We start from the raw sequence: 24,129 nt of genomic DNA, 5'->3' as shown, positions 1-24,129 counted from the left end.
GTAAGAGGGGGGTGGCTATGAAGATCTTGGTGATGGGCGCGGGTGCCTGGGGAACGGCGTTGGCCATGCATGCGGCCGCACGCCACAGCGTGCAGTTGTGGGCCCGCGACACTCAGCAGGCCCGCCAGCTGCAAACCAGCCGCGAGAACCAGCGCTATTTGCCAGGCATCCGCTTGCCCGATGCGCTGCATGTAACCAGCGGCGATCTGCAGCCTCTGGTCGCCCAGGCCGAGCTGATTGTGCTGGGCACGCCGATGGCGGCGTTGCGCGGCGGCCTGACGATGCTGCGCGATTGCCAGGTGCCGGTGGCCTGGCTCAGCAAGGGTTTTGAAGCCGTGCCCCCGGGCGCGCCCGCCGGCAGCCATGGCTTGCTGGGCAATGAGGTCTGCGCCCAGGTGGCACCCGCGCTGCATGCCGGCGTGCTGAGCGGCCCCAGCTTTGCGCAGGAGGTGGCCCAGCACCAGCCCACGGCCTTGGTGGCAGCCAGCCGCCATGCCGATGTGCGCGATGCGCTGGTCGCGGCCTTCCATGGCGACAACCTGCGCGTCTATGCCAATGAGGACATCAGCGGGGTCGAAGTCGGCGGCGCCGTCAAGAACGTGCTGGCGATTGCCACCGGCCTCTGTGATGGCCTGAATTTGGGTCTGAATGCCCGCGCCGCCCTGGTGACGCGCGGTTTGGCCGAGATGACGCGCCTGGGCGTGGCGCTGGGCGCGCACACCGATACCTTCATGGGTCTGTCGGGCCTGGGCGATCTGGTGCTGACGGCCACAGGGGATCTGTCGCGCAACCGCAAGATCGGCCTGTTGCTGGCCCAGGGCCAGAGCCTGGAGCAGGCGGTGCAGTCGCTCGGCCATGTGGCCGAAGGGGTATACAGCGCCCGCACAGTGCTGCAGCGCGCCCAGAAGCTGGGCGTGGAGATGCCGATCACGGCCGCCGTCGTCGCCTTGCTCGATGGCAGCCTGTCGGCCCCCGATGTGGTGCAGGCGCTGATGGGGCGCGAGCCCCGCGCCGAATAAAAACTCCCGGACTGCTCTTCAGGACTTGGCCAACAGTCCGATCAGCGCCGGCAGCATCGCATCGCCATGCCGGGCCTCGACCTGGTTCTGCAATGTCGTGGCGGCCGCATCGGCAATCAGGCTCGCGGCTTCTGCATCGTGGGCCATCGTCGCGTAGTAGCTCAAATCCTTGGCCGCGTTGGCGATCGAGAACGCAATGCCCGAGGGGTCGTCCGCCAGGATATAGGACTGCAGACGGTCCAACGCCACACCGGCGCCGCCCCCTGCGGCCAGCACGCTGTGGAAGGCCTGCATGTCCATGCCCTGCTTGCGCGCGCAGGCGGTGGCCTCGGCCAGCAGGCTCATCTGGCCCACCGAGACAAAGTTGTGCAGCAGCTTCATGCGGTGGCCGTCGCCCAGCGCACCCACATGGGTGACCTGGCTGGTGAAGGTGGCCAGCACCGGCTGCACCTGGGCCAGCACGGCGGCATCGCCGCCGACCAGCAGATTGAGCTGGCCGTCGTGCGCCTGCTTGGAGGTCTTGGTCATCGGCGCATCGATGAACTGGCCGCCCGCAGCCTGCACCGCCTGCGCCATGCGCACCGTCGATGCGGGCACGGCGGTCGAGCAATCGATCACGACGGTGCCGGGGCGCAAGGCCGACAGCAGGCCCTGCGCGCCGGTCAGCACGGCTTCGACCTGGGGCGAGCCGGTCACGCAGAGGATGACGACGTCGCAGTGGCCGGCCAGCTCGGCCGGAGTCTGGCAGGTGCGGGTGCCCAGGCTCAGCAGCTCCGTCAGCGGCTGGTTGCCGGGGTGCTCCAGCACATAGAGTTGAAAGCCTTTGGCCGCGACGTTGCGGGCAATGCCGTGGCCCATCAGGCCGACCCCAATCAGGCCGACGACCGGCTGGGCAGTTTGCGATGGCATGGAAATCTCCTGGCGATGTGCACAAGTAAGCGATGTCCCGAGCGTACCGCAAGGCCTTTGGGCCATGGCGGCCGCATGCGTGGCCGCAGTCAACTTGGCGACCGGCTGCCGCGTCCCTCTGTGCCAGACCAGACAGACACAAGCCTCGTACCACCTGCGGGGCAGTACGAGGCCTGGCGGCGGCGGGGTGGCCCGCTATCAGCGTTGTGGGCGGCCCCGCTGGCGCCTGCGGGCCTGGGTCCACACCAGCGCGATCGTCAGCGCCGACAGGATTGCCATCGCCCAGTTGCCAAGGGTGGGCACCTTTTCCGGGGTGGGCTGGGGCTCTGGATCCAGCGGGATGACTTCGGTGGTGATCTCGGCCTCTGCCGTGGCCGTGCAGCCCGTGCTGGCGTCGCAGATCGCACCCGGGCCGGGCTCGATGGTGGCGACGCTCGCCAGGCTGCCCGATGCGGCCACCGTGCCGGAGAGGCCAAATACCAACTCGCCGCCTGGAGGCAGGTCAAAGCTGAAAGGCGCATTGCCCAGATCGCCGGGGCAGACCGCACCGTTGGCGGCGCTGCAGGACCAGGCTGCTTCGCTCAGGGCCGTGGGCATCTCGTTGCTGAGCGTCACCAGGCTGGCATCGGAGGGGCCCGGGTTGCGCACGGTGATCGTGTAGTTCGCCGTCTGTCCTGGGGTGTAGCTGGGCTTGTCGATGGTCTTCTGAATGGTCAATGAGGTTTCGCACATCAGGCTGTCTGACTTCAGGTGCGCCAGCAAGCCCGATCCCCAGCCACCATCGACCACGGAGAAGATCAGCGTGTTGAGACCGGTGACCCACTGGCCGTTGAGCGGGGCCGTCCCGCCGGTGCCAGGGCATAGCTCCCGATGGGCAGCGGTTGAAAAACACCGTTGATGGACACACCGAGCATGCCGTCATCTGCGTAGTAGTCCATGCTCAGCTTCAGCGCGCTCGGCGGAATGCCGGCAGGCAAGTTGAACTGCATGCGGTAGTAGTTGGTGACCAGCGGGTTGAACGGATAGGGGCGAGGGCGGGTCGTGGCGTTGGCCAGCGGCGAGATCCAGTTGGTCTGGCCGCCCAGGGCGCTGCCCGACACCCAGTCGGCAGGTATCGCCGCAGTGTTGGGGACAGTGGTGGGTTTCCAAACCGCCGTGGGGCTGGGGCCGAGGGCACCCGTCGGATCCGACTGGCTGGATGACACCCACCACTGCAGGTCCTCGCCGCCGTTGGGGACCAGCGCCCCCGCTTCAAAGTCATAACCGGTGTTCAGAATGGCATTGCTCGATTGGCAGCTGAACGTCGGAATATAGGGAACAGGCTGCGCGCTCACCCATTGGCAGGCCAACAGCGTGGCGGCCGTAGCCATCCATCTTGCAAACATATGAACTCTTTCTATAGTCGAAGGGAGGGTTTGAGTTTATTTGTATTGCAAAAATGGATTCAATAAAAAATACCAATAATATTAAGAACTGTATTTGTATGTAAATCACCGCTCAGCTACGCAAGATGTTTACAACGTTGCTAGCCGATTGTTGTGGAATACAAGTGAATACCCGCTGATCCCTGCCCGCACGCCGGCAGGCACTGTGTCTGCATGCGAAGCCGTTTGTCTCCCCCGCTTCACCGCAGCGGCTTAACTTGCATCAAGCTGTATGTATTTCCGCACTATTTAGATGTGTGCATGGAAAGCGACTGTGTATTGCGGCGCGGAGCAAGCGGTGCCCCGCGGTCCACCGTCTCAGCGCTGGCGCAACTCGGCCAGCACTTCCAGCGCACGGTCGGTGCGCACATCGTGCTCGGCGGCGAGGCGCTTGGCGACCTGGTCAACCTCCTCACCGACAGCCCCTGCCACCAGCGCGATATTGCGCGCATGCAAAGCCATGTGGCCGCGCTGGATGCCTTCGGTGGCCAGCGCGCGCAAGGCGCCCAGATTCTGCGCCAGGCCCACGGCGGCAGCGATCTCGCCCAGCTCCTGGGCAGATTTGACGTCCATGATCCTCAGCGCCAGGCGGGCCAGCGGATGCGTCTTGGTGGCGCCACCGACCAGGCCCACCGGCATCGGCAGCTCAATGGTGCCGACCAGCGCGCCGGTTCCGTCTTTCTCCCAGGTGGTGAGCGAGGTGTAGCGCCCGTGGCGGCTGGCATAGGCATGGGCGCCGGCCTCCACCGCACGCCAGTCGTTGCCGGTGGCAACGATGACCGGGTCGATGCCGTTCATGATGCCCTTGTTGTGGGTCGCGGCGCGGTAGGGGTCGATGGCGGCAAAGGTATAGGCATCGAGCACGCCTTCGATGATTTCCTCGCCGCTGCGCTCGGCGGTCTTCAGGGTCTGGGGCGTCAGGCGCACGCGGGCGCGGGCCAGGCGCAGATCGGCCAGGTTGGACAGAATGCGCAGCCGCACCGAGCCGCCGGTGATCTGCTCGACCAGCGGCGAGACCGACTCGGCCATGGTGTTGACGGTGTTGGCGCCCATCGCATCGCGCACATCGACGATCAGGTGCATGACCACCATGGGGCCACGGGGTGAATCGGGGAACACATGGACCTCGATGTCCTTGCAGCCGCCGCCCAGGCCGATCAGCACCTTGTCGCGGCTGTTGGCCAGCTCCAGGATCCGGGCACGCGCCTGGTACAGCGCCAGCCGCACGCCATAGGGGTCCTGGATGCCGACGATCTGCACCTGGGCGCGCATCAGCGGCTGGGTGCTGGAGGTCTGAAACCCCCCGTCCTCGCGCGCCAGCTTGGCCATGTACGAGGCTGCGGCGATGATCGAGGGCTCTTCGACGGCCAGCGGCACCAGCACATCGCGGCCATTGACCTGGAAGTTGCCGGCCACGCCCAGCGGCAGCTCAAAGGTGCCGATCACGTTTTCGATCATGCCGTCGGCCACGCTGGAGGGCAGGGCACCGGGCTGGGTCAGCAGTGCGCGGTCTTCGTCGCTCAGCTGGCAGGCCTTGGCGATGACATCCCAGCGCTGGGCGGGGCTGAGGGCGCGGAACTGCGGCAGGCGTGAATCGGTGGCCATGGTGTCTCCTGGTAATTTTTGAGGGGGATGCGATAGGTCCAGCCCGCAATCTATCTAAACTGTACCGCTATAGACAGGTACAGTTTGCCGGGACAGTGCTGCTGCAATGCAGCATCGGGACCGGTTCTTCCGTTGGAGCACCTATGCCCACCCCCTCTGGCCGCAAGGCCTCAATTGCGGAAAACCTGGCCGCCATGCTAGGCCGGCAGATTGCGGGCGGCGTGCTGCGCGCCGGTGACAAGCTGCCCTCCTTGCGCGCGCTGGCGCAGCTGCATGGCTATGCGAAGAACACCGTGGTGGCGGCCTTTGAGTTGCTGGTATCGCGCGGCCTGGTTGAGGCGCGGCGCGGCTCGGGCTTTTATGTGCTGGACCAGCGGCCGGTGGTGGCCGTGCCTGCAAGCGATGACAGCGCGCCACTGCAGCGCGCGATGGATGTGGTCTGGCTGATGCGCGAGCAACTCAAGACCCAGCCCGACGCGCTGGCGCTGGGCGATGGTTTTCCGCCAATCGGCTGGCTGGCCGATATGCGCCTGGACCGCTACCACCAGAAGGTGGTGCGCACAGGGCTGGGTGCGCTGTTCCGCTACGGCAGCCGCATGGGCTATGCGCCCTTGCGCGACAGCCTGGTGCGCAAGCTGGGCATGTTCGGCCTGAGCGTGACCTCCCAGCAGCTGCTGCTGACCCAGGGCGCCAATGACGCGCTCGACCTGGTCATCCGCCACTGGGTGACACCCGGCACCACCGTGCTGGTGGACGACCCCGGCTACTACCTGCTGTTTGGCAAGCTCAAGCTCGCTGGCGCGCGGGTGCTGGGCGTGCCGCGCCAGCCCGATGGCCCCGATGTGCAGGCGCTCGAGCGCCTGCTGCAGACCGAGCGCCCGCGGCTGTTCTTCACCCAATCGCTGGCGCACAACCCGACGGGCTCGGACCTGAGTGCCGCCAAGGCCTACCGCATCCTGCAACTGGCGGGCCAGCAGCAGATGCTGATCGTTGAAAACGACCCGCTGGCCGATTTCAAACCGACCACGGCCACGCGCCTGTCGGTGCTGGACCAGCTGGCGCGCACGATCTACATCGGGAGCTTTTCCAAGTCATTCTCTGCGGCGCTGCGGGTGGGCTTCATCGCCTGCCACCCCGATCTGGCCAGCGACCTGGCCGATCTGCGCAGCCTCATCCATGTGAGCGGCTCGGAGTACTGCGAGCGCATGGTCGATGTGATGCTGCGCGAGGGCCAGTATGAGCGGCACCTGGTGCGCCTGCGCGGGCGCCTGGGCCAGGCCACGGCGCAGGCGCTGGACTGGATGGACCGCCAGGGTTGCGAGGTGTTTGCGCGCAGCGCGCAGTCGCTCTACCTGTGGGCGGCCTTCCCCGGTTGCGAGGATTCGGCCCAACTGGCCAGCGAGTTGCTGGCCCGGCAGGTGACGATGGCACCAGGCCGCGTGTTCAGCCTTGACAGCAGCCTGGTATCGCGCTGGTCACGCTGCAATGTTGGCGCCATGCAATCGCCGCGCCTGGACGCGGCGGTGGCGCAATGGCGGGCGGCGCCGCGCTGATCAGAGGCCGAGCTCCAGCGCCAGCAGTTCTTCGACGGTCTGGCGGCGGCGGATGAGACGCGCCTTGCCGTCTTCGACCAGCACCTCGGCGGCCAGCGGGCGGCTGTTGTAGTTGCTGGACATCGAGGCGCCGTAGGCACCGGTGTCGTGGATCACCAGCAGATCGCCCACCTGCGCATCACCGAGCGGACGGGGCAGCACCACGCCGGACTCGCCCTGGGTGAAGACATCACCGGATTCGCACAGCGGACCGGCGACGACGGCTTCGCCCTGCGCAGGCAGCACACCGACGCCACGGCGCTGCACATGCATGCCGTGGTAGCTGCCGTACATCGACGGGCGCATCAGCTCGTTGAAGCCGGTATCGACCAGCACAAAGTGGTTGCTGCCGGCATCCTTGGTGGCGCGCACCGTGCCCAGCAGTACGCCCGATTCGGCCACCAGGTAGCGGCCCGGCTCCAGCTCCAGCCCCAGGTGGTGGCCCACCAGCGCCTCGGCCTGCTTGCGCGCCGCATCCCAGAGGCCAAAGTAGTGCTGGGTGTCGATGGTGGCATCGCCCTCCTTGTAGGGGATGGACAGGCCGCCGCCGGCCGAGATGGCCTGCAGGCGGTGGCCGGCCGTGTGGGTGCGCTGCACCAGCTGCACCATCGCGCCGCAGACTTCCTGCAGGTGGCCGTAGTCCACGCCCGAGCCGATGTGCATGTGCAGACCCACCAGCTGCAGGCCGCGCTCGGCAATGACTGCCAGCGCCATCGTCAGGTCGCTGTGCCAGATGCCGTGCTTGCTGTGCTCGCCGCCGGTATTGGTCTTGTTGCTATGGCCATGGCCAAAACCGGGGTTGATGCGCAGCCAGACCGCATGGCCGGGCGATGCCTGGCCCAGCTGGTGCAGCATGTCGATGGAGCCGGCATTGACGGGGATTTTGTGCTCGACCACGGTGGCCAACGTGGCCTCGTCCATCACATCAGCGGTGAACACGATGTCGGACGGCTCGCCAAAACCGCCCTGGTAGCCGGCCGCCAGCGCGCGCAGCACTTCGCCGCGCGAGACCGCATCGACCTTGACGCCTTGCGCACGCATCAGCTGCAGCACATGGATGTTGGAGCAGGCCTTTTGGGCAAAGCGCACCGTATCAAAAGCCTGCAGCTGTGCGATGCGCTGGCGGATGGTGTGCGCGTCATACACCCACAGCGGGGTGTTGAAGTCATCGGCCAGCTGCCACAGCAGATCGGGGGTAAAGGGGTTGCTCATAGTCGGTGTGCCGGACGGCGTGGAATCAGGGAAACGGGGAATCAGGGGGATGGGAGAAATCAGCTGCCCAGTGTGCCCGGGGCGAGGTATTTGGTCTAATGCTTATTTATCGGCATGTCATTCATAATGGATATGTCTTTGTCGTCGTGCCGCCTCGCCATGCCCCGTTCGCCCAGCCCCGCTCCGTCCGCTTCCGATCCCTCCCAGGAGCCCAGCCCATCAGCGACCCGGCTGCAGCACCGCCATATCGAGGTGTTCCGCGCCGTCATGCTGGCGGGCGGGGTGACCGGCGCGGCAGGCCTGCTGTTCAGCTCCCAGCCCACGGTGAGCCGCGATCTGGCGCGCATGGAGCAGCTGCTCGGCTACCCGCTGTTTGAGAGGGTGCAAGGCAGGCTGCGGCCCAATGCACGCGCGTTGGCGCTGTGGGAAGAGGTGCAGCGCAGTTGGCAGGGGCTGGACCGGGTCATCGACCGGGCAGTAGCACTGTCGCGCCCGCAGGCGGCGCGCATCAGCGTGCTGAGCATGCCGGCACTCAGCCACGCGCTGCTGCCGGCGGCGCTGGCGCAGATGCAGCAGGCGCAGGGGCCGGTCGCAGTCAGCGTCGCCACGCAGGAGGCCCCGCTGTTGCAGCAGTGGATGGCCGCCCAGCGCTATGACCTGGGCCTGACCGAGCACGGCGAGGCACCGGCTGGCACGCGGGCCGTGGCCTTGCCGGCGCTGGACGAAGTCGCAGTCCTGCCCGCCGGCCACCCGCTGGCGCGCAAGCGCGCGTTGCAGCCCGCTGACTTTGCGGGCCAGGCCTTTATCAGCCTGGCCGAGGGTGACCCCTACCGCACCCAGATCGACCAGGTGTTTGCCGATGCCGGCGTGGGCCGGCAGATGCTGCTGGAGACGCACAGCGCCGTGGCGGTCTGCGCGATGGTGCAAAACGGGCTGGGCCTGGCCATCGTGAACCCGTTCACCGCGAAGGCCTGCATGGGCCAGGGCCTGGTGCAGCGGCCGCTGGCCTTTTCGATTCCATTCCGCACCCAGGTGCTGCTGCCGCTGCACCGGGCGGCGGTCCCGGAGGTCGATGCCTTGGTGACAGCGCTGGGCCAGGCGGCGGCCCAGCTGCCGACCTACAATGCGCAGCACGCCGGATCGCGCTGAGATACCGGTGGTCTGACCAGGAGAAATACCCCATGTCCCGTGCCCCGATCCGCTCTCTCGCCCGGCCGCTGTGCGCCAGCGCGCTGTTGCTGGCGCTGCTGTCCGGTTGTGCCAGCACCGGCAGTCAGCCGCCCAAGACGGCCGACGTGGCCCAGGCTGCGCCTCCGGTCCAGGTCAAGGTGTTTGTTGCGGCCATGTTCGAGATCGGTGCCAATACCGGCGACCGGGCCGGCGAGTTCCAGCACTGGTATGAGCGCTATTTCCGCGATGCCCAACCGATCCAGGTGCCGGGCGCGCTGGGGCCGGTGTTCTGCAACGCCGATGGCGTGTGCGGCAGCGTGCTGGGCATGGGCAAGGTCAATGCCTCGGCCTCGATCCAGGCCATCGTGCTGAACCCGCAGTTCAATTTTGACCAGGCCTACTATGTGATCAGCGGCGTAGCCGGCACCCCGCCATCGCGCGGCACCATTGGCGATGTGACCTGGGGCAGCTGGCTGGTCGATTACGACCTGGGCCACCGCTGGGCGCCGGAAGAGGGCCAGGCCGGCGCGCCGGTGTTCATGCCGCGCAAGGGCTATGAGGACTACCGCCGCTTTGCGCTGAATCCGGCCTTGACCCAGGCCGCCTATGCGATGACCCGCGCCGTGCCGCTGCAGGACAGCGAATCGGCCCAGCGCTACCGCATGCGCTACCCCGATGCCGCCGCCCGCCAGGCGCCCAGCGTGCATGTGGGCACGCATATGACCGGCGATACCTTCTTCCACGGCCCGGGCCTGTCCAGGGAGGCGCAGTACATCGCCAAGCTCTACGGCGCGGACGACTATGTCGCCACCGAGATGGAGGCCGCCGCCATTGCGCTGGTGCTCCAGCGCAGCCATGGGACGGACCGGATTCTGAGCCTGCGCGGCTCGGTCAATTTTGACCAGGGCAACCCGCAGGAAACGACCCAGGCCCACCTGGACCCCAAGCCCGGCGAAACCGCAGGCGGCTTTGCCGAAACGGTGGCCAATGTGGCAGCCGTGGGCGGCGTCTTTGTCGACACGGTCGTCAAGAACTGGCCGCAGTGGAAGGATGGCGTGCCGGCACAGCGCTGAGCTGAACCGCTACGCACAGCAGGCCCCCCATGCGATTGGGACCCTCTGCAAAACTCCCTGCCGTGGTCTGAACGCGGTCTCGGGCGATCCGCTGCGTTGTCTTCCTTGTCAATAGCTACGGCTCGACTGCAAAAGACGCCTTGCGTCTCATCCCGATCCGCGTCCATCCCGCTTGGCGAGGGTTTTGCAGAGGTTCCCTTGGGGCCTTTTTTGGGGCTTATTTCCAGGGCTGGCTCAGGATGGATGCCAGGCTCTTGACGCCATCGAAGTAGTTGCCCAGGCGCATGTTCTCGTTCTTGCTGTGCTGGTTGTTGTCGGCATTGACCATCGGCACGATCACAAACGGCACCTTCAGCGCCTGCACCGCAGCGCCGGTGGGCACTGTGCCGCCCATCATGCGGATCTGCACGGGTGCCTGGCCCCAGGCCTGCTGCATGCCCTGGCGCAGCCAGTCGCCAATGGGGGCGTTCAGGTCGGTGCGCACGGCGCTGGACGAGGCCGACACGCCGCCCATCTTGAGGCTCGCCATCTTGGGGTACTGGGCGCGCTGCTCGGCGCTGGGCTCGCCGTCAATCAGCGTGAAACCCTGGCCTTCGATATGGGTCTTGAGCAGCTGCAGCAGGCGCTCGGGCGGGGTCTCGGGGACGGTGCGCAGGTCCAGCTCGGCGATCGCCTGGGCGGGCACCACGGTGCGGGCCTTGGCGCCGACGTCCGCACTTTGCAGCCCGCGCACATTGAGCGAGGGGTACTGCATCGATTCCTGGTAGTTGTTGCCCACCTTCTCGGTCTGGGCAATGCCCAGGCGCTTGCGCAGCGCGGTCTCGTCGTCGGGCACGGCCTTCATCACCGCCTGGGTCTGCGCATCAAAGCGGATGCCGTCGTAGTAGCCCTTGACGAGCACGCGGCCATCGGGCGCCTTCATCGAGGCGAGCAGCTGCGCCATCGTGAACGCGGGGTTGGCGGCGTAGTTGCCATAGTGGCCGCTGTGCAGATCCTGGCTGGGGCCGTACACGGTCAGGGTGGCCTGGGCCACGCCCCGGTTGCCAAACACCAGGGTGGGGCGGTTGCTGGCATGCATCGGGCCATCGAGCACCAGCAGTGCATCGGCCTTCAGGGCCTCGAGGTTGGCGTCGATGACGCCGCCCAGCGATGGGGAGCCCTTTTCCTCTTCGGAGTCGAGCAGGATCTTGATATTGGTGCTGGGCGCCAGGCCCTGCTGCTGGAGCGCATCGATGGCGGCCATCAGCATGATGATAGGGGCCTTGTCATCGGACGAGGAGCGGCCAAACACGCGCCACTCGGGGTTGGGCTGGGCGCCGTAGAGCTGATCCAGTGCAATCTCTTTCCAGGTGCCATCGGCCAGGCGTTCCTTCAGCACCGGCTTCCAGGGGCTTTCCTGCTGCCATTCCGACGGGGTCACCGCCTGGCCATCCATATGGGCGTAGAACAGCACCGTCTTGGTGGCGCCGGGCACCGGGGGCAGGGTGGCCAGCACCATCGGCTTGCCCTGGTTGGGCAGCAGCTGGGTCTGGAAGCCGCGCTTGTCCAGCGCCGCCTTGAACCACTGCGCATTCTTCTCGATGTCGGCTGCCACGTTCGAGTCATTGGGCAAGGCCAGCACCTCGATCCATTCACGCAGGCTGGCGCTGCTGGCTTGTTGCACGGCGGCATCGGAGGGGGCGGCGGCCTGGGCCAGGCCGGCGGCGCACAGCGCGGCGCTGAGCAGGGTGAGGGTCGAGAACTTCATGCAAGGGCTCCGTCAGTCAAAGGAAAACAGGTTCAAGGCAATGGCCTGGAGTATCCCCGAGTGCGCGCTCACCCCCGGGCGCGCAGGCGGGCGCATTGTCGCCAGGGCGCCAATCGCTCAGTGGGCGCTGCGCAGGCGTTCGTACTGCGCGATCAGCCCGTCAAAGGACTGCTGCAGCGCCTGCAGCGGCGGCGCGCCATCGGGCCAGGCCTCCAGCTGTTGCAGTGCCAGCGCAGCCGCCTCCAGGGTCGAGAGCTGGCCTGCGCGGGGTGCCTTGCGGATGCGGTAGCCGGCTGGCGCGGTGTCCGTCAGCGCCAGGCGGGGCAACCGGGCCAGCAGCGGGTTGGCATAGAGCATCTTGCGGCTTTTGCGCCAGGTGCCGTCGATCAGCACCAGGCGCCGGACGGGTACTGGCGTGTCGCGGTCCGTCAGCGCCGCCAAGGCGGCGGGCTGGTCGGGTGTCTGGGGGTAGAGCAACAGCGTTTGCTGGGGGGCTTCTGCGCCGGGCCAGGCGCCATACAGCCATTGCTCCAGCTGTGCCGGGTCAAAGGCTTCGCCTACCTCCAGCCGGCTGCCCGGCAGGCACAGGTGCAGCAGGCGCGCGGTGCCCTTGGCTTCCTGCAGCTCCAGCGGGTGCTGCAGGACCAGGACCTGGGTAGCAGCCTGCAGCGGCTGCGCCAGCGCACAGATGCAGGCAGTTTGCGGACGGAGGCAGCGGGGGCATTGGGCGCGGCGCGGGGCAGAGGACACGGGAGCTGTAAGGGAGCAGACAGAGGGCTATTGTGCTGCAAGGACAAGGCGCCGCCGCTATGCTGGCGCCCCTATGACAGCGCACATGTCCTTTTCTGCCCGCATCGATATGGGCCAGCCTCTGGCCGGTGAGCAGCAGCGCCTGCGCCTGGCACTGTCCGGCCCGGACCGGGTGCTGGAGGCGCAGGACGCGCCATCCTTGCGCGCCTTGCTGGATGCCGTGGAGCAGGCCGCGCGCGCCGGGGCCTTCTGCGTGGGCGGCCTGCGCTATGAAGCCGCCTCGGCGCTGAACCCCTATTTGCCGACCCAGGCAGCGCCCAGCGGCGAGCCCCTGGCCTGGTTTGCGGTGTGGGATGCGCCACCGGCTGACATGGCGCAGCTGCCCGAGGCCGAAGCGCCTGCCGTGCAACTGCAGTGGCGCAGCACGCTGAGCCGCCCCCAGTTCGATGCGCAGATGGCGCGCATCCATGCCGATATCCGCAACGGCGCCTACTACCAGATCAACTACACCCAACAGCTGCAGGGCCACAGCGCCTTGCCCGGCGGCGGGGTGGACGGCGCCGCGCTGTTTGCCGCGTTGCAGCAGGCCCAGCCCGGCGGCTATGCACTGCATATCGACCGGGGCGATGAGCAGCTGCTGTCGGTATCGCCCGAGCTGTTTTTTGACTGGCACCAACCGGCCAGCGGCGCGGGCGATATCTTGACCCGCCCGATGAAGGGCACGGCCGCACGGGGGAGCAGCCCCGCGCAGGACGAGGCCCAGGCCCAGGCCTTGCGCGCATCGGCCAAGGAGCGGGCCGAAAACGTGATGGTCGTCGACCTGCTGCGCAATGACCTGGCGCGCATTGCGCAACTGGGCAGCGTGCAGGTGCCGCAGCTGTTTGCGCTGCAGGCGCTGCCAACGGTATGGCAGATGACCTCGGACGTGCGGGCCAAGCTGCCCCAGGGCACCGGCCTGGCCGACGTGATGCAGGCCTTGTTTCCCTGCGGCTCGGTCACCGGCGCGCCCAAGCGGGCGGCGATGCAGGCGATTGCCGAGTTGGAGCTTGGGCCGCGCGGCTGGTACTGCGGCGCCTTGGGCGTTGTGCGCTCCGATGGCGCAGGCGGCATACGCGCGACCTTCAACGTCCCCATCCGCACCGTGGCCTTGCGCGGCGCGCAGCTGCAATGCGGCATTGGCAGCGGCATCACCGCCGATGCCACCGCTGATGGCGAGTGGCGCGAGTGGCTGCACAAGCGTGCCTTTCTGGAGCGGGCCAGCATGCCCTTTGCGCTGATCGAAACCCTGGCGCTGGACGATGGCCAGCTGCGCCATGCTGCGCTGCACCTGGAGCGCATGGCCGCTGCGGCCGCGCATTTTGGCTTCCGCTGGGATGGCGTGGCCGCGCAAGCGGCATTGGACGCGGTGGCCCAGGCCCAGCCCCATGGCCTGTGGCGCCTGCGCCTGTTGCTCCATGCCCAGGGCACTTTCCAGGCTGAGGCCTTTGCCTGTCCGCCATCGCCTGCGCAGGTCCGGCTGCAATGGGCGGCCGCGCCGCTGGCCGAGGCCCACGGCGAGTTTGTGCGCTTCAAGACCAGCCGCCGCGCGCACTACGAGCGCTGGGCGCCGCAGGACAGCAGCGTGTTTGACACCCTGCTGTGGAACGAGGCCGGCGAGATCACCGAGACCACCCGGGGCAATATCGCCATGCAGCTCGATGGCCGCTGGATCACGCCGGCGCTGCACTGCGGCCTGCTGCCCGGCGTGGGGCGCCGCCTGGCGCTGGAGGCGGGTCAGCTGGAGGAAGGCGTGGTGACGTTGAGCGATGTACCGCGTGTGCAAGCCTGGGCTTTTGTCAACAGCCTGCGCGGCTGGATACCGGCGCAGGTGCAGGGTGCGGTGCCGGTCCGGCCGCAGCCAGCGATGGAGCGCTGAGTCTGCCGGGGACCGTGCTTGCCGCGTGGCGGCATGCGGCTACCGCGACGAATGGGCCAGAGGCCAGGGGTTTTTGTGCTGCACGTTAGGATGGAGGCTGTTTAGCAACCCTTCGGAATGTATGCCCGACAACCCGGACCCTGAGCCTCTTCCGTGTGCGACCACGCTGTCGCTGTCCTTCAGTTCTTGCCCCAGTACACCGCTGACGGTGTCTCTGCCCGTTGAAGGGAGCGCCGCATGATCGAGCTGCTCTCGGACCCGCAGATCTGGATTGGTCTCATTACCCTGGTGGTGCTCGAGATCGTTCTGGGCATAGACAATCTCATCTTTATCGCGATCCTTGCCGACAAGTTGCCGCCGCACCAGCGGGACAAGGCACGTGTCATCGGCCTGTCCCTGGCCCTGGTGATGCGCCTGGGTCTGCTCACCGCCATCTCCTGGCTGGTGACCCTCACGCAACCGCTGTTTTCTGTCGGGCCGCTCAGTTTCTCCGGGCGCGATCTGATCTTGCTGCTGGGCGGTCTGTTCCTGCTGTTCAAGGCCACGACCGAGCTGCATGAGCGCATGGAAGGCGTGAGCCTGAGCAAGTCGAGCAGCACGGTCTACGCCAGCTTCTCGGCCGTGGTCGCGCAGATCGTGGTGCTCGATGCGGTTTTCTCGCTCGATGCGGTGATCACCGCCGTCGGCATGGTCAACAACCTGGGCGTGATGATGGCGGCGGTCGTCATCTCGATCGGTGTGATGCTGTTTGCCTCCAAGCCGCTGACCCGCTTTGTCAATGCGCACCCGACCATTGTCATTCTCTGCCTGAGCTTCCTGCTGATGATCGGCTTCAGCCTGGTGGCCGAAGGCCTGGGCTTCCATGTGCCCAAGGGTTATCTGTATGCCGCCATTGGATTCTCGATCCTGATCGAGACCTTCAACCAGGTGTCCTCGCGCAACGCGATCCGCCATGAGCAGCGCGTGCCGCTGCGCGAGCGCACGGCGCTGAAAGTGCTGTCGCTGATGGCAGGCCGCAGCGGCCAGGGCCAGACCGAGCATGCGCAGAACGACCCGGGCGCTGCCGAGGCCGAGCTGACCTTTGCGCCGGAAGAGCGCATCATGGTCAGCGGCGTGCTGTCGCTGGGTGATCGCAAGGTGCGCTCGATCATGACCCCCGTCTCGGATGTGGACTGGGTGGACCTGAGCGACGATGCCGAGGCCATCCAGCGTTCGCTCAACGACAACCCGCACAGCCACTTGCCGGTGTGCATGGGCCATGTGGACCAGCTCCAGGGTGTTGCCCGTGCCAAGGACATGCTGATGGACCTGATGCAGCATGGCGCCATCCAGCCGGCCACCATCCGCAAGCCGCTGATGGTGCCCGAAGGCGCCGGCGTAATCGCGCTGATCAACGACCTGCGCCAGTCCAAGGGCCATATGGTGATCGTGATCAACGAGTTCCATGTGATGAGCGGCGTCGTGACGCCGGTCGATGTGCTCGAAGCGATTGCCGGCGAGTTCCCCGACGAGGACGAGAGCTTCACGATCCAGGCGGTGGAGGGCGAGCCCGACACCTGGATGGCCAGCGGCGCCGCCGATGTGCACATGGTGCAGCAACTGCTGGGCTCCAATGAGCTGGTCTCGTCTGCCGATGCCTTCACCACCTTGGGCGGTCTGCTCACCGAGTTCAACGGGGCGCTGCCCCGGCAGGGCGATGTGGTGGTGATCGACGGCTGGCAGTTTGCCGTCACCGAGGCCACCGATGGCGTGATGCGCAAGATCCGCATCGAGAGGGAGAACAAGGGCCAGATGCCTGTGGAGCACTGAGCGCCGCATCTTCGCCTCGGCCCGCAATGAAAAAGGCCTGCCCTCTCGCAAGAGTCGGCAGGCCTTGTATGTGGGGCCGCGAATGCGGCGGCCGCTGAACGCTGCTTACAGCGAGCCCTTGTAGTAAGCGCCCCGGTCCATGTCGACAATGTCCACGCTCAGCTGCACCAGCATGCCCTCGGGGTGGGGCGTGAACTCGCGCAGCACGGCGGCGATGCGGTCGGACAGGTCGCGCTTGGCCTCGGGCGTGCGGCCGGCCAGCAGGCGCAGCTCGGCATGCACAAAGCCGCGCAGCGCGGTGGGGTCGGCGCCAATGACGAACTGCTCGGTGCGCACAACGCGGCTCTTGAGGTCCTGCTCGTTTTGCACCTGGCCGCTGGCGATCACCGCAGCGTTGAGGGCATCGAGCAGATGGGCTTCGGGGAAGTTCTCGAGGTTGTTGGTGTATTCGATGACGAGATGCGGCATGGTGGTCTCCGTTGGAATAAAGGCAGGGTAATAAGGGGGCTTGGGCGGTAGCAGGGTCAGGCCTGGAGCGGCTCAGACGGGTGTGTACGACAGCCGCACATAGATGGGCGCAAAGGCTTCGGCCTGGGTGATCTCAATCAAGGTTTCCTTGGCCAGCTCCAGCAGCGCGATAAAGGTCACCACCAGCACGGTGCTGCCTTTCTCGGGCTCGAAGATGTCCTCGAACTCGACAAAGCGCCGGCCTTGCAGGCGCTTGAGGATGGCGCTCATGTACTCCCGCACCGAGAGCTCTTCGCGGGTGATCTTGTGGGTCTGCACCAGCTTGGCGCGCTTGAGGATGTCGCGCCAGGCCTCCTGCAGCTCGGACATCTCCACATCCGGAAAGCGCGGCTGCAGCGCCTGCTCGATGAAGACCTGGGCCTTGATGAAATCGCGCCCGTACTGCGGCACGGCGCCCAGCCCCTGGGCGGCCAGCTTCATCTGTTCATACTCCAGCAGGCGGCGCACCAGCTCGGCGCGGGGGTCTTCGGCTTCTTCACCCTCGGCCTGCTTCTTGGGCGGCAGCAGCATGCGCGACTTGATCTCGATCAGCATCGCGGCCATCAGCAGGTATTCGGCGGCCAGCTCCAGGTTGCGGCTGCGGATCTCGTCCACATAGCTCAGGTACTGGCGGGTGACGCTCAGCATCGGAATGTCGAGGATGTTGAAGTTCTGCTTGCGGATCAGGTAGAGCAGCAAGTCCAGCGGGCCTTCAAAAGCCTCCAGAAACACCTCCAGCGCATCGGGCGGGATGTACAGGTCGGTGGGCATCGCGAACAGCGGCTCGCCGTACAGGCGGGCGAGCGCCACCTGGTCCACCACTTCGGGCATGGCAGCGGCACCTGCGGCGGGGCGTGCGTCGTCCTCAGCCGTGGTCAGGTTGCCGGGGGTTGCCATGCGCGGGGGCTATGCGGGATCGAAAGCCGCTGCGGAGCCAAGCGGCCGGCAGCGGACAGGGCGATCAATCGTGGTTGGTTTGGTATACGTAAGGCTTTTGCGCCACACGTGCGGTCTGGTACTCGGCTTGCTGCTGGCGGTCCAGATCCTTGTCCCACAGCAGGGCGCGGCCTTCGCGCTGGCCTTGTTCCAGCTCGGGCTTGTCGGCCTTGAGCTTCAGCAGGAACTGGGTGGTGTCGGATTGGTAGTCGGGGCGGCGGAAGAAAGACATAGCGTATATTTACCTCTTGTGCCTGGATTCTACCGAACCTGACCATGTCCTTCCTGACCAAATTTGCAATCGCCGCTTCCGCGCTGGCCGTTTCCGTGTTTTTGGCGGGCTGCGACCAGCAGCGCATCAAGGAACTGGAAGAGCACGTCTCGACCGAGCAGGACGTGCGCGACCGTTTTGGCGAGCCCAACCAGATCTGGGACGAGACCGATGGCTCGCACACCTTGGAGTACACGCGCCAGCCCGCCGGTGCGCAGAACTACATGATCACCATTGGCACCGACGGCAAGATGAGCGCGCTGCGCCAGGTACTGGCCCCGGCTTACTTTGCGAAGGTGCAGCCGGGCATGGACCAGCAGGAGATCCGCCGGCTGCTGGGCCAGCCGGCCAAGCGCACCAGCTACCCGCTGAAGAACGAGGCGGAATGGGACTGGGGCTGGATCGATCCGCCCAACACCAAGATGCTGTTCACCGTGGTGTTCGACGCCCAGGGCAAGGTGCTGCGCAGCAACAGCACCCAGGTGCTGCCCAGCCGCTGAGCGCGGCCTCCATCCGCCGTGATGGGCCCCCAACTGTTGCGGATATGCCTCAGGACCTTCTGCAAAACTCCCTGCCGTGGTCTGAACGCGGGCTCGGGCGATCCGCTGCGTTGTCTTCCTTGTCAATAGCTACCGCTATTGACCGCGAAAGACGCCTTGCGTCTCATCCCGATCCGCGCCCATCCCGCTTGGCGAGGGTCTTGCAGAAAATCCTTTACCGTAACGGGCTGAAACTCTTTAAAATTCGGGTTTATACCTAGCATTACCCTTGCCAGGCTGCCCCGCGCACCACCCTTGCGCGGGCATGAAACTTGCTGTCCACCCGACATGTCCTCACCGCTATCCCGCCCCACCGCGCCCACAGTCCTGCCCGGCACCGTGGCCGTTGCCCCTGCTGCGCTGCCGGGGCCTGCCATGCGCCATGGCCGCTTTGAAGATGCCCAGGCGCTGTTCACCGGCTCGCTGTTTGTCTCGATCACCTTGGGCCTGTTTGCGCAGGCGGGTTTGCTGACGGGCAGCACCGCTGGGCTGGCGTTTTTGCTGCACTACGCCACGGGGCTGCCGTTTGGTGCGATTTTCTTCGCGATCAATCTGCCCTTTTACTGGTTTGCCTGGACGCGCATGGGGCCGGAGTTCACCGTCAAGACCTTTATCTCGGTGGCCATGCTGGCGCTGCTGGTCGATATCGGCCCGCGTTTCATCCATATCGACTACCTGAATCCGCTGTATGCCGCCATCGCCGGTGGCCTGCTGATGGGCACCGGCTGCCTCTTTTTGGCGCGCCACCGCTCCAGCCTGGGCGGCGCCACCATCGTGTCGCTCTACCTGCAGGACCGCTATGGCATCCGCGCCGGCAAAGTGCAGATGGTCATCGACTGCACGGTGGTGCTGCTGGCGCTGTGGGTCGTGCCATTCGAGCGCGTGGCCTACTCAGTGCTGGCTGCCGTCGTGATGAGCGTGTTCCTGTGGATCAGCCACCGGCCCGGTCGCTACGCGGGTAACTGAGCGCTCTCAAAACCGGCTGATTCAGGGCCCGTTGGGGATGGTGGTCTCTGCTCCCGCAGCAGGCCTGGCTGGCGGCATTGGAGGGGTAGGTGCGGGCGTTTGCGTTGCTAGCGGCTCGGTGGGCTGCTGCGGCGGGAAGGTTTCGCCCGGTCTGCGCTCCCGGTAGCGCACGCTTATGCCGCTGTTGTCCTGCTCCTCGCCGGTCGCCATGTCGTAGGCCTTGCCTACTCCCTTACCTACGACCTTGACAGTGCCCACCGCCGCATCGGCGGCCAGCCCCACTGCCGAGGCGGTCACGCTGACGGCCGCAGCGCCGACTGCCACGACGCTGCAGCCGCCCAGCAGCATGGCCAAGGCGCAGTAAAAAGCCCCTGCGGCCAGGGAGCGCAGGGGCTTGGGGAGGCGGCGGTCAGCGGCCATCGAGATCAATGGATGCGCATGCCTGGCTGCGCGCCAGGGAAGGGCTCCAGCACATAGATGCCAGGGTGGGCCTTTTCGTCGGCATGGCTGGCGGCCAGCACCATGCCTTCGGAGATGCCGAACTTCATCTTGCGGGGCGCCAGGTTGGCGACCAGCACGGTGAGCTTGCCTTGCAGCTGCTCCGGCGTGTACATGCTGCTGATGCCGCTGAACACATTGCGGGTCTTGGGCTTGCCGTCTTCACCCTTTTCACCAACGTCCAGGGTCAGCTGCAGCAGCTTGGTCGAGCCTTCCACGGCCTTGCATTCGACAATCCTGGCAATGCGCAGGTCGATGCGGGCAAAGTCGTCGATGCCGATGGTCTCGGCCAGCGGCTCGCCGCCGGGGGCGTTCGGGTCCACCACGGCTTCGGCTTTCTTCTCGGCCTTCTTGGCCTTGGCAGGCGCTGCAGCGGCCGCCGCCTTTTCCTGGCTGGCAGGGGTTTCGAACAGCGCTTCGAGCTGCAGCGGGTCCACCCGTTGCATCAGATGCTGGTAGACGCCAATCTGGTGGCCAGCGCCCAGCGGCTTGTCCACGTCGGCAAATTGCTCGGGCGGCACGATCAGGAAGTTCGCCACTTCGGCAGCCACACCCGGCAGGATCGGCTTGAGGTAGATGGTCAAGATGCGGAACGCTTCGATGCAGACCGTGCAGACATCGTGCAGACGCTGCTCCATGCCGTCCTTCTTGGCCAGCTCCCAGGGCTTGTTGGCATCGACATAGCTGTTGACCTTGTCGCACAGCTGCATGATCTCGCGGGCGGCGCGGGCGGTGTCGCGTGCCTCGTAGGCGGCCACAATCGCCTCCTTTTGCGCGCGCAGCAGGGCCAGCAGTTCCTGGCCGTCGGCGCTCACCTCGCCCAGGCGGCCTTCAAAGCGCTTGCTGAGAAAGCCGGCGGCGCGCGAGGCGATGTTCACGTACTTGCCGATCAGGTCGGAGTTGACGCGCAGCATGAAGTCTTCGGCGGTGAAGTCGACGTCTTCGTTCTTGCCGTTGAGCTTGGCGCCCAGGTAGTAGCGCAGCCACTCGGGGTTCATCTTGAGGGCCAGGTACTTGAGCGGATCGAGGCCGGTGCCACGGCTCTTGCTCATCTTCTCGCCGTTGTTCACGGTCAGGAAGCCATGCACGCAGATCTTGGTGGGGGTCTTGCGGCCGCTGAACTTCAGCATCGCCGGCCAGAACAGGGTGTGGAAGGTGATGATGTCCTTGCCGATGAAGTGGTACTGCTCCAGCGCCGGATCGGCCATGTAGGCGTCGTAGTCCTCGCCACGCTGGGCCAGCAGGTTCTTCAGCGAGGCCAGGTAGCCCACCGGCGCATCCAGCCAGACATAGAAGTACTTGCCTGGTGCATCCGGGATCTCGATGCCAAAGTAGGGCGCATCGCGCGAGATGTCCCAGTCGTCCAGGCCTTCGCTGGTCGAGCCATCGGGGTTGGTGCGCACGCCGAACCATTCCTTGATCTTGGCGGCCACCTCGGGCTGCACATGCTGGCCGTCCTGGGTCCACTGGGTCAGGAACTCGACCGCGCGCGGGTCGGACAGCTTGAAGAAGAAATGCTCCGAGCTCTTCATCACCGGCTTGGCGCCGGACAGCGCCGAGTAGGGGTTGACCAGATCGGTGGGCGCATAGACGGAGCTGCAGACTTCGCAGTTGTCGCCGTACTGGTCCTTGGCGTGGCAGCGGGGGCATTCGCCCTTGATGAAACGGTCGGGCAGGAACATGTTCTTCTCAGGGTCGAAGAACTGCTCGATGGTGCGCGTCTCGATAAAGCCGGCGGCCTTCAGGTCCAGGTAGATCTGCTTGGACAGCTCGTGGTTCTCGGGGCTGTCGGTATTGCTCCAGTTGTCAAAACCGATATGGAAGCCGTCGAGGTACTGCTTGCGGCCGGCGGCGATGTCGGCGACAAACTGCTGTGGCGTCTTGCCGGCTTTTTCGGCGGCAATCATGATCGGCGCGCCATGGGCGTCATCGGCGCCGACAAAGTTGACCGCATTGCCCTGCATTCGCTGCGCACGCACCCAGGTATCGGCCTGGATGTATTCCATGATGTGACCGATGTGGAAGTTGCCGTTGGCATACGGCAGGGCGGTGGTGACGAAAATCTTTCGTTGAGACATAGGGTTGCGGAACTTTCTAATCACAGAGAGGACGCAGGCCGGTGGCCGTTGCGGATTCTGGTCACAGGGAGGGCGGCATGGCCAGCCCTCGCGCCCGCGGGCGCTCCAGAACCGGCCAATTCTAGGCGCTTACCGGGCCAGATGGCGCGACCAGGGGATTGGCAGGGCCTGCCGGCCGGCTGCCCCAGCCGAAAAAGGTGCAGACCTCGTCGCGCCGCGCCATCGTGTCGGCCCGGCCCAGCGCCATCAGCGCCCGGGTGTAGCCCGGCTCGAACAGCAGGTAGCTGGCCAGCGCAGCGCTGCCAACATTCTGGCTGTGCACCGACACGCCCATTGCACCCAGCAGCGCCCGCACCGGCGTGGGCAGCTCCTGCAGGTGCGCCAGCGCCAGCGCATCCAGCGACTGCGACGGCGTGATCACCAGCAGATCGAGCGGCCGCAGTGCGCTGCGGGCACGCTCGGCCTCGGGGATCAGGCTCAAGGTGTGGTTGATGCGCTGGGCCCGCTCCACATCGACCGACAGTGCATCGAGAAAGATCGTGGACAGTGCATGGCCGGCCACCTGGGCCAGCGACGGGAACGGCGGGTGCTCACCCTGGGGCAGGTTCAGCACCTCGTGCGAGCGGCCCACACCGACCACCACAATGCGCTGGGCGCCCAGATGCACCGCAGGGGCGAGCGGCGCGGTCTGGCGCATCGCGCCGTCGCCCAGGTAGTTGTACTGGCCGCGCAGCATCAGCTCGGCGGGCGGGAAGATGAAGGGGATCGACGACGAGGCCATCAGGTGCTGGTGGCTGATGCGGTCCTGGATGGCGCGGCGCTGCGTGCGCGACCAGCTGGGGACATGGGGGCCGGCTTCGTAGAAGGTGATGTGCTCGCCGGTGGTGTAGCTCGATGCGGTGATGGCCAACGCCGACAGCGTGCCTTTGCGCAGCAAATGGGGGATTTTCTCCAGGGGCAGCTCGGCCTGCAGCAGCTCCAGCAGCGGGGCGTTGTCCAGCAGCGAGCGGGGTTTGCTGTGGTGCCAGCGGGTCAGCGCCCAGCCCAGGGTCAGCAGGCTGAGCCAGCGCGCCCCGCTGCGCATGACCCCAAAGGCATCGGCACGGTAGACCTGGCTGGTGGAGAAGTTACGCCACACCCGCGAGAGGCGCTGCACCGCCAGGTCGAAATGCTCAGCGCCACAGGCCAGGCCGGCCGCATTGATCGCGCCTGCCGAGGTGCCTACTGCTATCGGGAAAGGCGTGGGCGCATGGTCGGCCCCGGCGTTCTGGCGCAGGCGCGACAGCGCCTGCAACACCCCTACCTGGTAGGCGGCGCGCGCGCCGCCCCCCGACAGCACGATGGCGGTGGCAGCGGAATGGGGGCTGTAGTGCAGAGCGGGAGACATGGGCAGCACCATAGCCGAAACGGGGGTGCTGCGCCAAGTGGCGCTGTCGCTGCGCTATCCGCAATGCCCCATCGTCAGGCTTTCGCCGCCGCCTTTTTCAGCAAGGTCGCCAGTTCCAGGTTCTGCAGCAGCACGATTTTCTGGTCACGGGCAAACGTGCGCGCGTTGTCACTGAGCTCGCCTTGCAGCAGCACATAGACGCTGGCGGCGCCCGCCTGGCTGGCGGTCTCATGCAGCGCGCGCAGGGGCTCGATGCCATGTACGCCGGCCTTGCTGCGCTTGGTTTGCACCAGGGTGGTCTGGCCGTTGCGCGCCAGCTGCAGATCGGCGGCGCCTTGCTGCACCGGGGTGACGGTATAGCCTTCGGCCTGCCAGGCGCGGCTCAGCCAGGCCTGCATGTCGCGGCTGGACAGGGCGCTGGCCTGCGCCAGCAGCGCCTGGCTGGCCGCCGCGCTGGGCTGGTTCCACTGGCGCTTGGCGGCCAAGGCGCCGATCACGAAGAATGGCAGGCTGCCGGCTGCGCCGACAAAGCGGATGTCCTTGGGCAGCAGCGCCAGGCACAGCACCACGATGATGGCTCCGACCACCACACTGATCCACCACGACGAGCGCAGCAAGATCGCAAACACGGAGTTCTCGGCCATTTTCAGTTTCACGGGTGCAGGTCTTTCAAGAGGTGCAGGGGAAAAGCCCAGATTGTCGCTGGTTCGCAAGGGCAAGCG

The 24,129-nt window shown here is 66.3% G+C and carries 22 protein-coding genes; 8 read left to right on the top strand and 14 right to left on the bottom strand.

All coding sequences use genetic code 11. The features are described from left to right. Positions 1 to 17: 17 nt before the first annotated feature. The gene (locus MJ205_RS15245) at positions 18 to 1,019 is read left to right on the top strand and encodes an NAD(P)H-dependent glycerol-3-phosphate dehydrogenase (RefSeq protein WP_239809238.1); all 1,002 of its coding nucleotides are present in this window, start codon (positions 18 to 20) and stop codon (positions 1,017 to 1,019) included. A gap of 18 nt (positions 1,020 to 1,037) precedes the next feature. Here MJ205_RS15245 and MJ205_RS15240 read toward each other — a convergent pair whose 3' ends face one another. From MJ205_RS15240 to MJ205_RS15225, 4 genes are all read right to left on the bottom strand, one after another. Next, the gene (locus MJ205_RS15240) at positions 1,038 to 1,928 is read right to left on the bottom strand and encodes an NAD(P)-dependent oxidoreductase (protein ID WP_239809237.1); all 891 of its coding nucleotides are present in this window, start codon (positions 1,926 to 1,928) and stop codon (positions 1,038 to 1,040) included. A gap of 198 nt (positions 1,929 to 2,126) precedes the next feature. Next, positions 2,127 to 2,717 carry a DUF11 domain-containing protein gene (locus tag MJ205_RS15235; RefSeq protein ID WP_239809236.1) on the bottom strand — a complete coding sequence of 197 codons (591 nt, stop codon included), beginning with the start codon at positions 2,715 to 2,717 and terminating at the stop codon, positions 2,127 to 2,129. An 8-nt stretch (positions 2,718 to 2,725) separates the two neighbouring features. Further along, positions 2,726 to 3,313: a hypothetical protein gene (locus MJ205_RS15230; RefSeq protein WP_239809235.1), complete on the bottom strand. Its 588-nt coding sequence runs from the start codon at positions 3,311 to 3,313 to the stop codon at positions 2,726 to 2,728. Positions 3,314 to 3,670: 357 nt separating this feature from the next. Continuing rightward, positions 3,671 to 4,957, bottom strand: coding sequence for a hydroxymethylglutaryl-CoA reductase, degradative (locus MJ205_RS15225; protein ID WP_239809234.1), 1,287 nt, complete (start codon positions 4,955 to 4,957; stop codon positions 3,671 to 3,673). Between the two features lie 143 nt (positions 4,958 to 5,100). On the opposite strand from MJ205_RS15225, the gene MJ205_RS15220 reads away from it, so the two are divergent. After that, positions 5,101 to 6,510, top strand: coding sequence for an aminotransferase-like domain-containing protein (locus MJ205_RS15220; RefSeq protein ID WP_239809233.1), 1,410 nt, complete (start codon positions 5,101 to 5,103; stop codon positions 6,508 to 6,510). Here MJ205_RS15220 and lysA read toward each other — a convergent pair whose 3' ends face one another. After that, the gene (gene lysA / locus MJ205_RS15215) at positions 6,511 to 7,761 is read right to left on the bottom strand and encodes a diaminopimelate decarboxylase (RefSeq protein WP_239809232.1); all 1,251 of its coding nucleotides are present in this window, start codon (positions 7,759 to 7,761) and stop codon (positions 6,511 to 6,513) included. It abuts the gene before it with no gap. Positions 7,762 to 7,920: 159 nt separating this feature from the next. Here lysA and MJ205_RS15210 point away from each other — a divergent pair, with 159 nt between their 5' ends. Beyond that, entirely contained in the window at positions 7,921 to 8,910 is a 990-nt protein-coding gene (locus MJ205_RS15210; RefSeq protein WP_239809231.1) for a LysR family transcriptional regulator, read from the top strand. 32 nt (positions 8,911 to 8,942) lie between these two features. Next, a complete protein-coding gene (locus tag MJ205_RS15205) occupies positions 8,943 to 10,004 on the top strand; it encodes a purine-nucleoside phosphorylase (RefSeq protein WP_239809230.1) in 1,062 nt (353 codons plus the stop codon). 217 nt (positions 10,005 to 10,221) lie between these two features. Here the strand turns inward: MJ205_RS15205 and MJ205_RS15200 are convergent, their stop codons facing one another. Both MJ205_RS15200 and MJ205_RS15195 read right to left on the bottom strand, forming a co-directional pair. Beyond that, entirely contained in the window at positions 10,222 to 11,751 is a 1,530-nt protein-coding gene (locus tag MJ205_RS15200) for a M20/M25/M40 family metallo-hydrolase (RefSeq protein ID WP_239809229.1), read from the bottom strand. A gap of 117 nt (positions 11,752 to 11,868) precedes the next feature. After that, the gene (locus MJ205_RS15195; protein ID WP_239809228.1) at positions 11,869 to 12,501 is read right to left on the bottom strand and encodes a tRNA-uridine aminocarboxypropyltransferase; all 633 of its coding nucleotides are present in this window, start codon (positions 12,499 to 12,501) and stop codon (positions 11,869 to 11,871) included. Between the two features lie 85 nt (positions 12,502 to 12,586). On the opposite strand from MJ205_RS15195, the gene MJ205_RS15190 reads away from it, so the two are divergent. Next, the gene (locus MJ205_RS15190) at positions 12,587 to 14,416 is read left to right on the top strand and encodes a chorismate-binding protein (protein ID WP_239809227.1); all 1,830 of its coding nucleotides are present in this window, start codon (positions 12,587 to 12,589) and stop codon (positions 14,414 to 14,416) included. Positions 14,417 to 14,656: 240 nt separating this feature from the next. Then, entirely contained in the window at positions 14,657 to 16,225 is a 1,569-nt protein-coding gene (locus MJ205_RS15185) for a TerC family protein (protein WP_239812761.1), read from the top strand. Between the two features lie 105 nt (positions 16,226 to 16,330). Here the strand turns inward: MJ205_RS15185 and MJ205_RS15180 are convergent, their stop codons facing one another. From MJ205_RS15180 to MJ205_RS15170, 3 genes are all read right to left on the bottom strand, one after another. Continuing rightward, positions 16,331 to 16,693: a 5-carboxymethyl-2-hydroxymuconate Delta-isomerase gene (locus MJ205_RS15180; RefSeq protein ID WP_239809226.1), complete on the bottom strand. Its 363-nt coding sequence runs from the start codon at positions 16,691 to 16,693 to the stop codon at positions 16,331 to 16,333. A 72-nt stretch (positions 16,694 to 16,765) separates the two neighbouring features. Further along, a complete protein-coding gene (locus MJ205_RS15175) occupies positions 16,766 to 17,563 on the bottom strand; it encodes a segregation and condensation protein A (protein ID WP_230775496.1) in 798 nt (265 codons plus the stop codon). A 130-nt stretch (positions 17,564 to 17,693) separates the two neighbouring features. Further along, positions 17,694 to 17,900, bottom strand: a complete 207-nt coding sequence (locus MJ205_RS15170; protein ID WP_021026491.1) for a DUF3460 family protein — start codon at positions 17,898 to 17,900, stop codon at positions 17,694 to 17,696. A 44-nt stretch (positions 17,901 to 17,944) separates the two neighbouring features. Between MJ205_RS15170 and MJ205_RS15165 the strand changes: the two genes are divergently transcribed. Both MJ205_RS15165 and MJ205_RS15160 read left to right on the top strand, forming a co-directional pair. Further along, on the top strand, positions 17,945 to 18,439 hold the full coding sequence (locus MJ205_RS15165) for an outer membrane protein assembly factor BamE (protein WP_239809225.1): 495 nt from the start codon (positions 17,945 to 17,947) through the stop codon (positions 18,437 to 18,439). A 414-nt stretch (positions 18,440 to 18,853) separates the two neighbouring features. After that, entirely contained in the window at positions 18,854 to 19,444 is a 591-nt protein-coding gene (locus MJ205_RS15160) for a YitT family protein (protein ID WP_407928837.1), read from the top strand. 21 nt (positions 19,445 to 19,465) lie between these two features. On the opposite strand, the gene MJ205_RS15155 is transcribed toward MJ205_RS15160, so the two are convergent. The 4 genes from MJ205_RS15155 to MJ205_RS15140 form a co-directional block, all read right to left on the bottom strand. After that, positions 19,466 to 19,864 (bottom strand): hypothetical protein, encoded by a 399-nt coding sequence (locus MJ205_RS15155; RefSeq protein ID WP_239809223.1) that lies wholly within the window; start codon positions 19,862 to 19,864, stop codon positions 19,466 to 19,468. A 5-nt stretch (positions 19,865 to 19,869) separates the two neighbouring features. After that, positions 19,870 to 22,020, bottom strand: a complete 2,151-nt coding sequence (gene metG, locus MJ205_RS15150) for a methionine--tRNA ligase (protein WP_239809222.1) — start codon at positions 22,018 to 22,020, stop codon at positions 19,870 to 19,872. Positions 22,021 to 22,141: 121 nt separating this feature from the next. After that, positions 22,142 to 23,407, bottom strand: coding sequence for a patatin-like phospholipase family protein (locus MJ205_RS15145; protein WP_239809221.1), 1,266 nt, complete (start codon positions 23,405 to 23,407; stop codon positions 22,142 to 22,144). Positions 23,408 to 23,481: 74 nt separating this feature from the next. Then, positions 23,482 to 24,063, bottom strand: coding sequence for a restriction endonuclease (locus tag MJ205_RS15140; RefSeq protein ID WP_239809220.1), 582 nt, complete (start codon positions 24,061 to 24,063; stop codon positions 23,482 to 23,484). Positions 24,064 to 24,129: the final 66 nt, after the last annotated feature.

It is taken from the genome of Comamonas sp. B21-038 (assembly GCF_022387135.1).
GTDB classification, from domain to species: Bacteria; Pseudomonadota; Gammaproteobacteria; order Burkholderiales; family Burkholderiaceae_C; genus Comamonas; species Comamonas sediminis.
This window is presented reverse-complemented; position numbering and strand designations above follow the sequence as displayed.